This window comes from Catellatospora sp. NPDC049111 (assembly GCF_040648615.1).
In the GTDB taxonomy this organism is placed as follows: domain Bacteria; phylum Actinomycetota; class Actinomycetes; order Mycobacteriales; family Micromonosporaceae; genus Catellatospora; species Catellatospora aurea.
In genome coordinates this window covers 12,079-27,764 of the sequence record NZ_JBEZEB010000002.1, presented here as the reverse complement: position 1 = coordinate 27,764, position 15,686 = coordinate 12,079, and the positions used below count along the sequence as shown (strand labels likewise).

Genomic DNA, 15,686 nt, shown 5'->3' with positions numbered 1-15,686 from the left:
TCCGCTCGTCGCGCCCGGTCGTCGCCGTCCCGGGCCGGCTGTCACGGCACGGGAGGGCGGCCGTTCAGCCGACGATCACTTTCCTGCCGTTGACGGTCCAGCCGTCACGCGCCATGCGGCCGACGTACTCGACCAGCTGCGCACGCTCGGCGTCCTTGATGCGCTCGGAGAGGGTGTCCTCGGTGTCGTCATCGAGCACCGGCACCGCGACCTGCGCGATGATCGGACCGGTGTCCACCCCGCCGTCCACGAAATGCAGCGTGGCTCCGGCGAGTTTCACGCCGTACTCAACGGCGTCGCGTGGGCCGTGCATGCCCGGGAAAGCCGGCAGCAGCGCGTTGTGGGTGTTGACATAACGTCCGCCGAACCGGTCCAGGAACGCCTTGCCCACCAGCTTGAGGAAGCCCGCGCCGATCACGAGGTCGGGCCGTTGCGCCGCGGTCAGCTCGGTGAACGTTTCGTCCCACTCCTGCCGGGTGGCGAAGTCGGGGACTCGGGCGACGAAGGTGGGCACTCCCGCGGCCTCGGCACGGGCCAGGCCCGCGATGCCGTGGCGGTCCGCGCCGACGCCGACGACGGCCGCCCCGTATGCGGGGTCGGCACAGGCATCGAGCAGAGCTTGGAGATTGGTACCGGAACCGGAGACCAGGACGACGAGGCGAGCGGTCACCTCTGCACCCTATCGGGCAGCGCAGACGCTGCTCGCGTCGGGTGCGGCGGGCACTTACGGCGTTTTGCCCGACAAACGAGAAAATAAAGTAGATATTGGGCGAAGAACTGCATTCCAGAACGTGCCGACCCTACCCGGACACCGGGTGGCCGTCACCCCGCACGTGCTGCCGAACGCGAGGAGCCGATCTTGACGCAACCGCCGACACCACCGGAGCCGCCGGAGGAGCCGCCGTCGTGGCCGCCGCAGCCGCCGTCGCGCGAGGACCAGCCGCCCGCGCCGCCCTCGCCCGATGTGCCGCCGCCGCCGGGCGAGCCGGTTCCCGCACCCCCCGAAGGGGCGACCGGGCACTCCGAGCCGGTCTCCCCGGCCGCCGAACCGGCGTACCAGCCGAGCGCCGCCGAGCCGCCGTCCGCGCCCGAGTTCGAAGCGCCGACCACCCGCGAGCAGCCCGCACCGGAGTCGGGTTCGCCGGGCACCGCAGGCGGGGTCTGGCCGGAGCCGCCCAGCAGCCTGCCTGAACCGCCGGCCAGCGTCGACAACCCGTTCAGCCCGCCACCCGCGCCGGAGTTCGGGCCACCGCCGACCGCCATGAGCGACCCGACCGTGCCACCGCCTCCGCCGACTCCCCCACCGCCGCCCGCGCCGCCGGGACCGCCGCCGCCGATGCCGCCGGTGCCTCCACCGCCGTCGATCGGCGCGAGCACGCCCACCCCGCCCGGCTGGCCCGAGCCCGCGGAGCAGCCGTACCCGGCGCCCGTGCCGCCACCGCCGGTGCCCGGCCCGTACGGCGCCGGTGGCGGCACGGTGTACACCTCGGGCAGCACCCCGCTGCCGCCCGTCCCTCCGCCACCGCCGATCGGCGGACCGCCGCCACCACCGCTGGGTCCCGCCCAGGGCACCGTCTACCAGAAGGCGGGCGGGCAGAACAACCTGTTCGGCTGGATCGCGCTGGCCTGCGGCATCATCGGCACCGGTTGCTGCTGCTGCCCGTGGCTCAACGGCGCGCCGTTCATCGGCGGCATTCCCGCAGTCATCCTCGGCGCGATGCACCTCAACAAGGTGAAGAAGGGCGCCGCCTCGATGTCCTGGCTCGGCTGGGTCGCCATCGCGCTGGGCGTCATCGCTATGATCGCCGCCATCTGCGGTATCGCCACCGGTTGGCAGGATCGGATCTACGACCAGTACCAGCAGTTCAACTGATCGACTCGCGCCGACTGGTGGGACAGCGGATATCAGCTGTCCCACCAGTCACGTCCGTCACAACTTGCTATTAGACTCCGCACGTTTGGCAACGGCTCACTCCGAGCCACCACCCCAACACCCCTGGAGTCTCCATGACCTACGGTTCTCAGCAGCCGCAGCCGCAGATCGACAACAACCTGACGATGTCGATCGTCTCGATCTTCCTCTTCTGGCCGCTGGCCATCCCGGCCATCATCAACGCCAACAAGGTCAACCCGCTGCTGCAGGCGGGCGACTACGCGGGCGCCCAGGCCGCGGCGGCCGAGTCGAAGAAGTGGTCGAAGCTCGCCCTGATCGTCGGTGGCATCGGCTGGGCGCTCGGCTGCATCTGCTGCGCCCTGCAGGTGTTCGTGATCGGCGCCAACGGCGCCGCGGGCATGTGATCAGCAGTTACTGCACCAGCTGACGGGCGGTCCGCACGGCGGGCCGCCCTTCGGTCTGTTTCAGACCGCGCAGCACCCAGAACCCGGCGACTCCGAGCAGGCCGCCCAGCGCGACCACCAGCGCCGCCATCGTCGCGACCTGCCACACCACCGGACCGGTGCGGACCGGGCCGGACACCGGCAGCACCCCACCGGAGGCGTACGCGGCAGCAGCCAGCAGCACCCCGGCGACCACCCCCGCGGTCAGCGCCGAGCCGCACAGCCGCAGCCAGCGCGGCTCGGGCGTGAGCACGTCACCGCGCCGGTTCCGGCGCGGGCGCAGCCGTCGCCGCGCCATCAGCACCGCTGCGGCCACGCCGCCGAGCAGCGGCAGCACGGTGAGCAGCCAGCCCAGGCCGCGCAGCGGGCCGGTCGGCACTCCGGCGAACACCGGCAGCTGCGTCAGCGGCAGCGTGCCCGCGGCGAACCCCGGACCGAGCAGGTAGGAGGCCGCCCAGACGGCGAAGTTCGGCCCGTACACCAGGCTCAGCAGGGTCAGCCCGCCCTGGCCGAGCACTCCGGTGTGGAAGCCCGCGAGGTCGTGGGTGGCCTGTGCACCGTTCATGGCCACCGCGAGGCCCACCGCGCCCGCGCCGACCGCCAGCACCAGCAGCGCGGCCACCACCCCGGCCCGTACGCCGTCGCGCAGCACCACCGGCGTACGCCGGGCCAGCCGACGCAGCACTCCTCCACTGCGCAGCACCCCGATCGCGCCCGCAGCCGCGCCCAGCACCGTGCAGTGCAACCCGGCCCGCCACGGCGTCACGAACAGCCCCGGACCGTCGGCCAGCACCGCGGCGAGCACGCCGAAGCAGCCGTACACCGCGGCGACGGCCAGCGTGCCCTGCACCGCGTGTCGGATCGAGCCGCTGCCCTGGGCTCCCATCGCCCGGGTGGTGTGCACTCCGGCCCGGTTGACCCGCCACAACGCGAACGCGGTGAGCGCCAGCGGGGCCAGCTCCATGGTGCCCAGCCGGCCGTCGACCCCGACGGTGATCGGCACGCCGTGCCCGAGCAGCCAACCGGCCAACATCAGCCGCGCGGACAGTCCCCAGTCGACGGCTCCCTCGGCGAATCGCGCGGCGACCGTCAGCAGCAGCAGCGGCCCGAGCGTCAGCAGCGCCGCCCACCCGGTGTTGACCAGCGCGGCAATCGGCAGGGGCGCGCCCCGCGGGCGCAGCATGCCGGCCGGCCGGCCGCGCGGCAGCAGCACGGTGTCCATGGTGGCGATCTCGTCGTCGACCGGCTCGCGCTGCAGGGGGCGACTCAGGTCGATCTTGACGGTGTCGCGCGCCGCCAGTTGCGCCAGATCGATCTTGACAGTGTCCCGAGTGGCCAGGTACGCGGCGTCGTCTTCGAACCCGGCGGCGTCCGGATCGGCCTCGGCGACGCCCCGATCAGGGGCGCCGTCGTGCCCGGCGCCCACGTCGGCGTCCTGATCCGCGACGGGGCGCGCACGCTCGGACGGGGCGGCGTCGGCAGCTCGGCTGGACGTGTGGGCGTCAGCGGCGTGCGCCGACGGACCGGCTTCGGCCTCCTGCTCGGACACGCCGCTGTCCGCCGCGGTCTCGTCCGGCGTGTCGTCGCGCATCGTGTCCGGCGCTGCGGCATCGCGTTCGGACGGGTACGGGCCGGGCACACGAGTGGGGGGCGCGGTTGCACGCGAACCGCCGGAATCCGGGCGCGAGTAAGCGTCCGGACCCTCGCCGGGCGCAGCGCGCCGCAGCTCAGGCTGCACGCCGAGGGTCTCACCTTGCTCCGTCATCAGGCGCTACCTAACCACAAACGAGCCGGGTTGACTACGAACCCTACCCCGTGGCCATTTCGACCCGATATGCGAGTTAGGAGGGTTACGCTGCGAACAAGGTCGTTCATCGAGGAGGCTTGCCGTGACCTACACACCGCCACCGCCCTCAGTGCCGCCGCCCCCTCCGCCGCCACCGGTCCCGCCACCGCCGCCGGGCCCGCCGCCCTACGGGTCAGGCATGCCACCGAAGGGCGGCGGCGACAAGGTGACGCTGTACGGCGTGCTCGGCATCGTCCTGGGCCTCTGCTGCTGCGGCGTCATCGGCATCGTCCTGGGCTGGCTGTCCGTCCAGGAGGCGAAGAAGGTCGGCAAGAAGCCGACGCTGGGTTACGTCGCGATCGCCCTTGGTGTTATCGGCATCATCTGGAACATCATCTACGGCATCCGCGTGTCCAGCGGCGGGATGAAGTTCAACTGACCTAGTCGGGATAGGGGAAACCCATGACGAACGACCCGCTGCCGCCGTACGAGCCGCCGCCGGTGACTCCTCCACCGGCACCGCCGCCGCTCAACCCGCCACCACCACCGCCACCACCGCCTCCACCGTACGGCGTGACGCCCGCGCCGGGCGGCGGCGGCAAGGACATGCCGCTGATCTACGGCATCATCGGCATCGTCACCGCCGTGTTCTGCTGCGCCCCGCTGGGCATCCTGTTCGGCTGGCTGTCCATGAAGGAGGCCCGGGAGCGCGGCACCGACCAGACGCTGGGCAAGGTCGCCTTCTGGCTCGGCATCGCGTTCACCGCGCTACAGGTGATCGCCGGGATCCTGGCCTGCGTCGCGGGCGCGTTCAGCGGAAGCATGTCGGTCAACAACCGCGGCTACTGACGCCGAACGCAAACGGTGGGTGTCCTCCCCGATCGGGAGGACACCCACCGTTTCGTGTGCGTACGGCGTCAGCGGCCGGACATGACCTCGCGCATCAGGCGCGCGGTCTCCGACGGCGTCTTGCCGACCTTGACCCCGGCCGCCTCCAGCGCCGCCTTCTTCGCGTCGGCGGTGCCGGACGAGCCGGAGATGATCGCGCCCGCGTGGCCCATGGTCTTGCCGGGCGGGGCGGTGAAGCCCGCGATGTAGCCGACGACCGGCTTGGTCACGTGGTTCTTGATGAACTCGGCCGCGCGCTCCTCGGCGTCGCCACCGATCTCACCGATCATGACGATGGCCTCGGTCTCCGGGTCGTCCTGGAAGGCCGCGAGCGCGTCGATGTGGGTGGTGCCGATGATCGGGTCGCCGCCGATGCCCACGGCGGTCGAGAAGCCGATGTCCCGCAGCTCGTACATGAGCTGGTAGGTCAGCGTGCCGGACTTCGACACCAGGCCGATGCGGCCCGAGCCGGAGATGTCGGCCGGGATGATGCCGGCGTTGCTGGCGCCCGGGGACGCGACGCCGGGGCAGTTCGGGCCGATGATCCGGGTCTTGTTGCCGGTCTCGACGGCGTGCGCCCAGAAGGCGGCGGTGTCGTGCACCGGCACGCCCTCGGTGATCACGACAGCCAGGCCGATGCCCGCGTCGATCGCCTCGACGACGGCGTCCTTGGTGAACGCCGGCGGCACGAAGATGACCGTGACGTCCGCGCCGGTCTCCTTCATCGCGTCGGCGACCGAGCCGAACACCGGCACCGCGGTGCCGTCGAAGTCGACCGAGGTGCCCGCCTTGCGCGGGTTCACGCCGCCCACGATCTGGGTGCCCGCGGCCAGCATGCGCCGGGTGTGCTTGGAGCCCTCGGAGCCGGTCATGCCCTGGACGATGACCTTGGAGTCCTTGGTGAGCCAGATAGCCATGTCTATGTCACTTCCCAGCCGCAGCGAGCTCGGCGGCGCGCTTGGCGGCGCCGTCCATGGTGTCCACCCGCTCGACGAGCGGGTTGTTCGCGCTGTCGAGGATCGCGCGACCGGCCTCGGCGTTGTTGCCGTCGAGGCGTACGACCAGCGGCTTGGTCACCGTCTCGCCGCGGCTGTCCAGCATGGCCAGCGCCTGCACGATGCCGTTGGCGACCGCGTCGCACGCGGTGATGCCGCCGAAGACGTTGACGAACACGCTCTTCACGGCCGGGTCGGACAGCACGATCTCCAGACCGTTCGCCATCACCTCGGCCGACGCGCCGCCGCCGATGTCGAGGAAGTTCGCGGGCTTGACGCCGCCGAACTGCTCACCGGCGTACGCGACCACGTCGAGCGTGGACATGACCAGGCCCGCGCCGTTGCCGATGATGCCGACCTCGCCGTCGAGCTTGACGTAGTTGAGGTCCTTGGCCTTGGCGGCCTGCTCCAGCGGGTCGACCGCGGCCTTGTCCTCCAGCGCCTCGTGGTCGGCGTGGCGGAAGCCGGCGTTCTCGTCCAGCGTCACCTTCGCGTCCAGGCACAGCACCTTGCCAGAGCTGATCTTCGCGAGCGGGTTGACCTCGACCAGGGTCGCGTCCTCGGCCCGGAAGGTCTGCCACAGCTTGATGGCGATGTCCACGACCTGGTCGGCGACCTCGGCCGGGAAGTGGCCGGCGGCGACGATCTCGCGGGCCAGCGCCTCGTCGACGCCGCGGTTGGCGTCGATCGCGATCTTCGCGACCTTCTCCGGCTGCTCCTCGGCGACGGTCTCGATCTCCATGCCGCCGGCGACGCTGGCGATGCACAGGAAGGTGCGGTTCGCCCGGTCCAGCAGGTAGGAGAAGTAGTACTCCTCGACGATGTCGGCGGTCTCGGCCAGCATCACCTTGTGGACCGTGTGGCCCTTGATGTCCATGCCGAGGATGTCGTTCGCGCGGTCGTACGCCTCGGTCGCGTCGGCGGCGAGCTTGACGCCACCGGCCTTGCCGCGTCCGCCGACCTTCACCTGCGCCTTGACGACGACCCGGCCGCCCAGTCGCTCGGCGATCGCGCGGGCCTCCTCCGGGGTCTCGGCGACGCCACCGGCGAGCACGGGCAGGCCGTGCTTTTCGAAGACATCGCGCCCCTGGTACTCGTACAGGTCCACCGATACCTCTTCGTGTGTCCAGCCCATGGCGTCGCGGGCTGGACGCCCGCTGCGACGCGTAGGGACCATTGCCCATCCTCCGCTGGCTGGGCCTTCCGCGCAGCCTAACGGTCGGTCAGCGCAACGTATCGGCACGACCGCCCGGTGTGCCCAACTGCACACCCCCTCCGCGCCCGGGACGGGGCACCTGACGGCCGCCCCGTCCCGGCTCCCCGCTCAGGCGGACGTCTCGACCGGCACCCGGCCGGCGGACTGGTAGCGCAGCGCCGCCAGCAGGTCGGCGGCGGTGCCCGGGGCCGCGCCGATCGGCACGTGGATGTTGGTGCCCAGCTTCTTCATGCGCCGCTTCTGCGCGACGGCGACACCCGCCCGGCTGCCCGCGTCGCCCTGCTTGGCGAGGTTGAACTGGGGTTCGATGCGGGCGTCGCGGGGTTTCACGCACAGCTGCGGGCCGTGCCAGTTCCGCACGTACACCGATTCGACGTCCGCCCACGGCAGGTGCAGCACCCGGGCCTTGTCGAGGAAGGGCCGCACGTACACCCCGTCGGCGTCGGCGGCGAGCTGCGCCGGGCGCAGCTGGCGCACGACCGAGAACGGCAGCCAGGCCAGCAGGCCCAGCACGAGCAGCAGCGCGGCGCCGCCGACCAGACCGCTGTTCATGTCGCCGTACCTGTTGCTGTGCACCGTCTCCGCGGAGTGCAACAGCATGTAGATCCCGGTGGGCACCATGAAGAGGGCGAGCAGGGTCAGAATCACCAGCTCGCCGCGGCGGTGAGCCAGCACGTGCCGTCCGGCGCCGGAGAGCTGGACCGTGACCGGCTGGCCGGTCGGGATGAGTTGCCGGATCGTCGGCGTGGGGGCGGGGGTGCCCGCCGGGGTGTGGGGGCTGGTCATGGCGCGTGAACCTAGCAGTCCGTCACTCTTTTCGGTGACCCCGCGAATGCCCGTAACCCCGGGCTCGGGGCCTCGTTGAGTCTGATGTCAGAGAGCTGAGGCCGGAACGGCCGAGGCAGGATGACACAAACGGCCGATGCCCTGTCGGTCGAGGGGTGGCGGCGGGGCATCGTGCATAGAGGAGCCGGACGTGTGAGGGGTGCGTCCGGCTCCTCCCTTTTTGCGTATCCGCAACGCACGCACCCCCGAGCCGTTCCGGCGCGGGGGTGCGGAAGTCTTCAGGGGTGGGCGGTCAGGCAGGCTGCGCGGTCGCCACGTTGGCCCGCACCCAGTCCACGATCGCGTGCGTGGTCGCCCCGGGCGTGAACACCTTGGCCACCCCGAGCCGCTCCAGCTCGGGGATGTCCGCGTCGGGGATGATGCCGCCGCCGAACACCACCATGTCGCCGGCGCCGCGCTCGCGCAGCAGCTCGACCACGCGCGGGAAGAGGGTCATGTGCGCGCCGGACAGCACGGACAGGCCGACGGCGTCGGCGTCCTCCTGGATCGCGGTCTCCACGATCTGCTCGGCGGTCTGGTGCAGGCCGGTGTAGATGACCTCCATGCCCGCGTCGCGCAGGGCTCTGGCCACCACCTTCGCGCCGCGGTCGTGCCCGTCGAGCCCGGGCTTGGCGACGACCACGCGAATACGAGTGCCCATCAGTGCTCACCTCTCCGCCGTACTGACCTTAACGAACGGTAACCCACCCACCGGCGGTCACCGCCAGCGGTCCAGCGGTCTCTGTCCGCGACACCTATATATACGCGCCGCCCGGGAGCCAATTACGCAGCGTATGTATCGCATATCAGGACAATTAACGGCACTATCGGGCATTACGGGCCGGACAGTCGCACTCATAGCGAAGAGATGCCGTACAGGAGCTTGTGCCTACCCCTACGGGTTGGTTAAGTTGTGCCGCAGTGCCAACCAGAAGTGCCATCCAAAAATGGGTGACAGAGCGTCGGAATCCGCGGCGCCACCGATGACGGAGGCTGTACGTGCAATACAGGCCAACACTGTTACGGGAGGGTGACCGCTACCGCGGCCGCCGACGGGCTCCCGCCCCGCCCCGGAGCAGATATCTCGCCGTAGTCACGACCGCTTTCGTAGGTGCCGGGGTTGTCGCTTTCGGCGCCGGAGCCGGCATCAAGGACGCGAAGACCGACGCTCTCGTCGGTGAGACCGCCGCCTCCGAGCTCAGCAGTGCCCGTCTTGAGGCCGCCGAGCGCGCCGGCCGCGGCGAGGACCGCTCGCTGTCCACCTCGATCGCCCAGTCCCCGAACGCCTGGGTCCTGCCGAACCACGACTACCGCCTGACCTCCCTGTTCGGTCAGCGCTGGGGCAAGGCGCACAAGGGCGTCGACATCGCGGTCCCCGAGGGCACCCCGGTCGCCGCGATGCACGAGGGCATCATCGTGCTGGCCTCATACAACGGCGGCTACGGCAACCAGGTGATCATCGACCACGGCAACGGCATCAAGACCACCTACGGACACAACAGCCGACTGATGGTCAAGGAAGGCCAGCGGGTCAAGGCGGGCGACATCATCGCCATCTCCGGCAGCACCGGCCACTCCACCGGCCCGCACGTGCACCTGGAGATCCACGTCAACGACGTGGCCGTGAACCCACTCCCGTGGTTCAAGGCACACGGCGTCGACCTCGAATTGGAGATCGAACAGGCCTACGACGGCTCGGTGAGCTGATTTTCCTCCGCAAAGCCGCCCGGTATCGCCAAATCCGGGCGGCTTTGTCGTATTCGAACATCGCGGCCGGTGGCCCCGGTCACCCGAATCCGGTGGCGCAGGTCACTTAACCCTGACGGGACTCAGGGTCGGTGCGAGGACGTAAAAGGTACATAACTCCCGCGTGCTACCTGCCCGGATGTCCGTTCCGGCTTTTGGCCGGGCTGGCCATACCTGCTTTGACCAGGCAACATAGCTCGAGCCCGTGTCAACGTAGACCCGGAGGTTCCCACCTCATGCAAGGCAGCAGTACCGACATCCTCAAGGCAGCCCGCGCCAAGTTCGACGTGGTGAACGACAAGATCCGAAGCGGCCTTCGCGGCCGCTCGCGTCATGTCGTGGCCATCGCGGCGATGGCCGGCATCGCGTCTGTAGGCCTGGTCGCAGCCAACATCGACAACGGACCCACCGAGGTCACCCCCGTGGCGGCGACGTCCACGGTCAACCGGGAGGCGGCCGCCGACCGCGCGGACCGCGCCGCGCGCGCCACCGCCAAGACCCAGCTCGCCGCGCCCAAGGCGGCACCGAAGGCCGCGCCCAAGGCGATCGCGCCCAAGGCGGTCCAGCCCGCGCAGGCCAAGGCGAAGGCCGGCACCTCCGTGCCCAAGGCCGCGCCGAAGGCCGCCGCGCCGGTCAAGGTCCGCCCCGTCTGGGGCAGCCCGATGCCGGGCGCGCAGGTCACCTCCTGCTTCGGTCAGCGCTGGGGCGTCCTGCACGCCGGCGTCGACCTCGCCGAGCCCGCCGGCACCCCGATCCGCGCGGTCGGCCCCGGCACCGTGTTCAGCAACGGCTGGGCCTACAGCGGCTACGGCATCTCCGTGGTCATCGACCACGGCGACGGCTACTTCACCCACTACGCCCACATGAGCCGCGACGCGGTGCAGATCGGCCAGAAGGTGAAGGCCGGCGACCTGCTCGGCTACGAGGGCTCCACCGGCGACTCCACCGGCCCCCACCTGCACTTCGAGGTGCACAAGGGCATGTGGAACCAGATCGAGCCCAGCGCGTGGCTGAAGTCGCGCGGCGTGCCGATCAACTGCTGACCCCGCCCTCCCTGCAGGTCACCCATCCCGGACGCCGGTGCGCGCACACGCGCGCACCGCGTCCCCCCAGCGAAAACCCCTTCCCCCCGAATACGTGTGGCCCGGATCACGAGATCCGGGCCACACGTATTCGCACACCCATCGCGGCACGGCGATCCTTGATCGTCAGACTTGCCAGGCACCTGTGCGAATGCGCGATCAAGATACGCACACCTGCCCGGCAAGTCGAATGATCAAGGGGCGCGGCCCGAACAGGGCCGAACCGATCACGGGGCGGCAGGGCCTGGCAGAGGCCGGACCGGTCAGGACGTGGCCGGGTCAGGACGTGGCCGGGTCAGGACGTGGCCGGGTCAGGACGTGGCCGGGTCAGATCTTCTCGATCGGGGCGTGCCGCAGGACCAGCCAGAGGACCTGGTCGCCGAAGTCGACCTGGACCTGCGCGCGGGCTCCGGCACCCTGCACCGCCAGCACCCGGCCCAGGCCGTAGCGCTGGTGGTTGACCCGGTCGCCGGCCGACAGCGACGGCGCTGCGGCCAGATCACTGGCGGTGGCCAGCTTGCTCGGGTCGATGCCGATCTTGCTGGCGAGCGCTGCGGCGCGGGCGGTGCCGCCGACGAAACTGCCGCTCCCTCGCTCCTGCGCCCGCTCCCGGCCGCCGATGCCGCCGCCGCGCGAACCCCAGGAGGTGTACGCCCCCTCGGTGCGGTGCCAGTCGAGCAGCTCCGGCGGCAGTTCCTCCAGGAAGCGCGAGGCCGGGTTGTACTGCGGCTGCCCCCAGGCCGAGCGGGTCACCGCCCGGGACAGGTAGAGCCGTCGGCGGGCGCGGGTGATGCCGACATAGGCCAGCCGCCGCTCCTCCTCCAGCTCCTTGACCTCACCCAGCGAGCGCAGGTGCGGGAAGACCCCGTCCTCCAGGCCGGTCAGGAAGACCACCGGGAACTCCAGGCCCTTGGCCGTGTGCAGGGTCATCAGCGTGACCACGCCCTGGTGCTCCGGATCGTCGGAGGGCACCTGGTCGGCGTCGGCGACCAGCGCGACCTGCTCCAGGAACCCGGCCAGGGTCGGCGTCTCGTCGGCCGCGGCGGTGCGCTCGGCGTACTCCCGGGCCACGCTGACGAGTTCCTGGAGGTTCTCCACCCTGCCCTCGTCCTGCGGGTCGAGGCTCGCCTCCAGCTCCGACAGCAGGCCGGACTCGGTGAGCAGCAGCTCCAGCACCTGCTCCGGCGGCGCGGTGCGGGCCAGCTCACGAGCGGAGTCCATCATCGTCAGGAACTCGCCGATCGAGTTGACCGCGCGGGTAGAGATGCCCGGCGCGTCCGCGGCCCGGCGCAGCGCGGCCCCGAACGAGATCCGGTCGCGGGCGGCCAGCGCCTCCACCACGGCCTCGGCGCGGTCGCCGAGGCCCCGCTTGGGCGTGTTGATGATCCGGCGCATGCTGACCGTGTCGTCCTCGTTGGACACCGCGCGCAGGTAGGCCAGCGCGTCGCGGACCTCCTTGCGCTCGTAGAAGCGCACCCCGCCGACGACCTTGTAGGGCAGGCCCAGCCGGATGAAGATGTCCTCGAAGACCCGGGACTGCGCGTTGGTGCGGTAGAACACGGCGACGTCGCCCGGCCGCGCCGACTCGGCGTCGGTGAGCCGGTCGATCTCGCGGGCCACCCAGTCGGCCTCGGCGTGCTCGTTGTCGGCGACGTAGCCGACGATCTGCTCGCCCGCCCCCTGGTCGCTCCACAGCCGCTTGGGCTTGCGATCGCTGTTGCGGTCGATGACCGAGTTGGCGGCGGACAGGATGGTCTGCGTCGAGCGGTAGTTCTGCTCCAGCAGGATGGTGCGCGCCTGCGGGTAGTCCCGCTCGAACTCCAGGATGTTGCGGATCGTCGCGCCGCGGAACGCGTAGATCGACTGGTCCGCGTCACCCACCACGCACAGCTCGCCGGTGTCCCCGACCAGCTCCTTGACCAGCACGTACTGCGCGTGGTTGGTGTCCTGGTACTCGTCGACCAGCACGTGCCGGAAGCGCCGCCGGTATTTCTCGGTCACCTCGGGCTTGGCCTGCAGCAGGTGCACGGTGCGCATGATGATGTCGTCGAAGTCGAGCGCCTGGGCCTGCTGGAGACGCTGCTGGTAGAGCGTGTACGCCTCGGCGAGCACCCGCTCGGCGGGCCCGTGCGGCGTGAACGCCTCGGGGTCGACCAGCTCGTTCTTCAGGTTCGACACCTGCGCGGCGAGGCTGCGCGGCGGGTAGCGTTTGGGGTCGAGGTCCAGCTCGCGCGCGACCAGCTGCATCAGCCGGCGCGAGTCGTCCGCGTCGTAGATCGAGAAGGACGACTTGAGGCCGGCGTGCTCGTGCTCCGCGCGCAGGATGCGCAGGCAGGCCGAGTGGAACGTGGAGACCCACATCATCCGGGCCCGGTTGCCGACCTGCGCCGCGACCCGTTCGCGCAGCTCGCCGGCGGCCTTGTTGGTGAACGTGATGGCCAGGATCTCGCCGGGGTGCACGCCCCGGGCGGCCAGCAGGTAGGCGATGCGCTGGGTGAGGACCCGGGTCTTGCCGGAGCCCGCGCCCGCGACGATGAGCAGCGGGGTGCCCTCGTGGGTGACGGCCGCCCGCTGGGGCTCGTTGAGGCCCTCCAGGAGCGCCGCTACACGCGGGCCGGACTCGGTGGGGGCGCGGTCGCCCTGGGACGGCCAGGAACCGCCGGAGGCCTTCTCGGCGGGCGGTTTCGCGGTGGCGGGCCTGGCCCCGGGCGTCGTCTCGGACGGCGTCATCTCGGGGAGATCGAAGAGCGCATGCATCGTCTGGAGAGTCTATGCGCCCCCACCGACATCGACCCAGCCCGCCACCGGTGAGCGTGAAACCGGTCCGTAGCGAGACGGTCGTGCAGGTGTCACCGATGGGCGGTGGCGCGGCGGATACGCATACGCAAGGATGCCTTCATAAATCATCGCGCACCCCCGCGCGATGCCGACTCTGGAGGCCCCCCATGAATCACCCCCGTTCTCGGGGCTGGGCAGGCACGATGCGGCACCTGGCGCTACCGGCGCTGGCACTGGCCGTTGTGGCGACGATCCCGCTGAGCAGCGGATCGAGCGCCTCTTCCACCCCGGCGTGGAACCCCCTCACGCCCGTGTCGGTGAACATGGCCGCGGCGGCTCCGGCCGGCCACACGGCGTACGGAAACCTTCTCGCGTTCAACGACTTCCACGGCGCGATCGACCCGCCGACCGGCAGCGGCGCGGCGGTGCTGGGCACCCCCGCGGGCGGTGTCGAATACCTGGCCCACTGGGTCAAGAAGCTGCGCGCCGAGGGCGAGGCGGCCGGCCAGGAGGTCGTGACCGTCGGCGCCGGCGACATGATCGGCGCCACCCCGCTGGTCAGCGCGGCGTTCCACGACGAGCCCAGCATCGAGCTGCTCAGCGAGCTCGGCCTGGACGTGTCCTCGGTCGGCAACCACGAGTTCGACGAGGGCGTCACGGAGCTCAAGCGCATGCAGCACGGCGGCTGCCACCCGGTCGAGGGCTGCTTCGCCGGCGACGGCTTCGACGGCGCGGAGTTCCAGTACCTCGCCGCGAACGTCACCGACAAGCGGACCAAGCTGCCCATCCTGCCGCCGGTCGACGTGAAGATCATCGACGGCGTGCCGGTCGGCTTCATCGGCATGACGCTGGAGGGCACCCCGGGCATCGTGAACCCGGCGGGCATCACCACGGTCGACTTCCGCGACGAGGTCGAGACCGCGAACCTGTGGAGCGGCCTGCTCCGCCTGCTCGGCGTCAAGGCGCAGGTGCTGCTGCTGCACGAGGGCGGCCAGCAGGGCGCCACCGGCAACGTCTCCACCTGTGACGGGTTCACCGGCGTGATCTCCCCGATCGTGGCCGGCCTGCGCGACGAGATCGGCGTCGTGGTCTCCGGCCACACGCACCGCTTCTACTCGTGCTCGCTGCCCAACAAGTCGGGCAAGCCCGTCGTCGTCACCAGCGCCGGCACCAACGGCCAGCTGGTCACCGACATCACGCTGACCATGGACCGGCGCAGCCGCACCTTCACCTCGATCGAGGCGCACAACGTCGTGACCGAGAACGGCGTGCGCAACGCCGACGGCACCTGGCAGACCACCGCGCCGGGCGTGTTCGTGCGCAACCCCGCGCTGGTCGACCCGGCCGCCAAGGCGATCGCGGACAAGTACCGCACCGCCGTGGCGCCGCTGGCCAACCGGGTCGTCGGCAGCGTCTCCGCCGACATCGTGCGCGACGTGCAGCCCAGCGGCGAGAGCCCGCTCGGCGACGTCATCGCCGACGCCCAGCTGGCCTACACCGCCTCTGCCGGGGCGCAGCTCGCGCTGATGAACCCGGGCGGCATCCGGGCCGCGATCACCTACGCGAACTCGCCCGGCGGCGAAGCCCCGGGCCAGGTCACGTACGGCGAGGCGTTCACCGTCCAGCCGTTCAACAACCTGGTGGTGACCTACTCGCTGACCGGGGCGCAGCTCGACGCGGTGCTGGAGCAGCAGTTCGCCGGCCACGCCGGGCAGAACACCACCAAGATCCTTCAGATCTCGGCGGGCTTCGCGTACTCGTACGACAGCATCCTGCCGCTCGGCAGCCGGGTCTCCGGCCTGACGCTGAACGGCACGCCGATCGACCCGGCGGCGACCTACAAGGTCACCACGAACGACTTCCTGGCCAACGGCGGCGACAACTTCACGGCGCTGACCGCAGGGACGGGCCGGGTCTACGCGCCCGGTTTCGACGTCGACGCGCTGGTGGCGCACCTGGCCACGGGCCCGGTCAACCCGGGGCCGGCCAACCGCATCACCAAGCTCGGCTGAGCGCGGCGCGGATAGATCAAG

The 15,686-nt window shown here is 70.9% G+C and carries 14 protein-coding genes; 7 read left to right on the top strand and 7 right to left on the bottom strand.

All coding sequences use genetic code 11. The features are described 5' to 3' along the window. Positions 1–64 precede the first annotated feature (64 nt). The gene (gene purN, locus AB0B66_RS02740; protein ID WP_360521854.1) at positions 65–670 is read right to left on the bottom strand and encodes a phosphoribosylglycinamide formyltransferase; all 606 of its coding nucleotides are present in this window, start codon (positions 668–670) and stop codon (positions 65–67) included. 189 nt (positions 671–859) lie between these two features. Between purN and AB0B66_RS02735 the strand changes: the two genes are divergently transcribed. Continuing rightward, positions 860–1,873 (top strand): DUF4190 domain-containing protein, encoded by a 1,014-nt coding sequence (locus AB0B66_RS02735; RefSeq protein ID WP_360521851.1) that lies wholly within the window; start codon positions 860–862, stop codon positions 1,871–1,873. A gap of 134 nt (positions 1,874–2,007) precedes the next feature. Further along, positions 2,008–2,298, top strand: a complete 291-nt coding sequence (locus AB0B66_RS02730; RefSeq protein ID WP_360521848.1) for a CD225/dispanin family protein — start codon at positions 2,008–2,010, stop codon at positions 2,296–2,298. 7 nt (positions 2,299–2,305) lie between these two features. Here the strand turns inward: AB0B66_RS02730 and AB0B66_RS02725 are convergent, their stop codons facing one another. Then, positions 2,306–4,102, bottom strand: coding sequence for a DUF6350 family protein (locus tag AB0B66_RS02725; protein WP_360521845.1), 1,797 nt, complete (start codon positions 4,100–4,102; stop codon positions 2,306–2,308). A 220-nt stretch (positions 4,103–4,322) separates the two neighbouring features. On the opposite strand from AB0B66_RS02725, the gene AB0B66_RS02720 reads away from it, so the two are divergent. Then, positions 4,323–4,562 carry a hypothetical protein gene (locus tag AB0B66_RS02720; RefSeq protein ID WP_360521842.1) on the top strand — a complete coding sequence of 80 codons (240 nt, stop codon included), beginning with the start codon at positions 4,323–4,325 and terminating at the stop codon, positions 4,560–4,562. Between the two features lie 23 nt (positions 4,563–4,585). Continuing rightward, positions 4,586–4,972, top strand: a complete 387-nt coding sequence (locus tag AB0B66_RS02715; RefSeq protein ID WP_360521839.1) for a hypothetical protein — start codon at positions 4,586–4,588, stop codon at positions 4,970–4,972. Positions 4,973–5,040: 68 nt separating this feature from the next. On the opposite strand, the gene sucD is transcribed toward AB0B66_RS02715, so the two are convergent. From sucD to AB0B66_RS02695, 4 genes are all read right to left on the bottom strand, one after another. Further along, complete coding sequence (sucD, locus tag AB0B66_RS02710) at positions 5,041–5,928, bottom strand: succinate--CoA ligase subunit alpha (protein ID WP_360521836.1); 888 nt, start codon at positions 5,926–5,928, stop codon at positions 5,041–5,043. Between the two features lie 7 nt (positions 5,929–5,935). Further along, positions 5,936–7,114 (bottom strand): ADP-forming succinate--CoA ligase subunit beta, encoded by a 1,179-nt coding sequence (gene sucC / locus AB0B66_RS02705; RefSeq protein ID WP_203698001.1) that lies wholly within the window; start codon positions 7,112–7,114, stop codon positions 5,936–5,938. 216 nt (positions 7,115–7,330) lie between these two features. Then, positions 7,331–8,008, bottom strand: a complete 678-nt coding sequence (locus AB0B66_RS02700) for a hypothetical protein (protein ID WP_360521833.1) — start codon at positions 8,006–8,008, stop codon at positions 7,331–7,333. A 292-nt stretch (positions 8,009–8,300) separates the two neighbouring features. Further along, positions 8,301–8,708: a cobalamin B12-binding domain-containing protein gene (locus AB0B66_RS02695; protein ID WP_120317046.1), complete on the bottom strand. Its 408-nt coding sequence runs from the start codon at positions 8,706–8,708 to the stop codon at positions 8,301–8,303. Between the two features lie 338 nt (positions 8,709–9,046). Between AB0B66_RS02695 and AB0B66_RS02690 the strand changes: the two genes are divergently transcribed. Beyond that, complete coding sequence (locus tag AB0B66_RS02690; protein WP_360521830.1) at positions 9,047–9,754, top strand: M23 family metallopeptidase; 708 nt, start codon at positions 9,047–9,049, stop codon at positions 9,752–9,754. Positions 9,755–10,029: 275 nt separating this feature from the next. Beyond that, the gene (locus tag AB0B66_RS02685) at positions 10,030–10,836 is read left to right on the top strand and encodes a M23 family metallopeptidase (RefSeq protein WP_360521827.1); all 807 of its coding nucleotides are present in this window, start codon (positions 10,030–10,032) and stop codon (positions 10,834–10,836) included. 366 nt (positions 10,837–11,202) lie between these two features. On the opposite strand, the gene pcrA is transcribed toward AB0B66_RS02685, so the two are convergent. Then, a complete protein-coding gene (gene pcrA / locus AB0B66_RS02680; RefSeq protein WP_360521824.1) occupies positions 11,203–13,632 on the bottom strand; it encodes a DNA helicase PcrA in 2,430 nt (809 codons plus the stop codon). A gap of 188 nt (positions 13,633–13,820) precedes the next feature. Between pcrA and AB0B66_RS02675 the strand changes: the two genes are divergently transcribed. Continuing rightward, positions 13,821–15,665, top strand: a complete 1,845-nt coding sequence (locus AB0B66_RS02675; RefSeq protein ID WP_360521821.1) for a bifunctional metallophosphatase/5'-nucleotidase — start codon at positions 13,821–13,823, stop codon at positions 15,663–15,665. Positions 15,666–15,686: the final 21 nt, after the last annotated feature.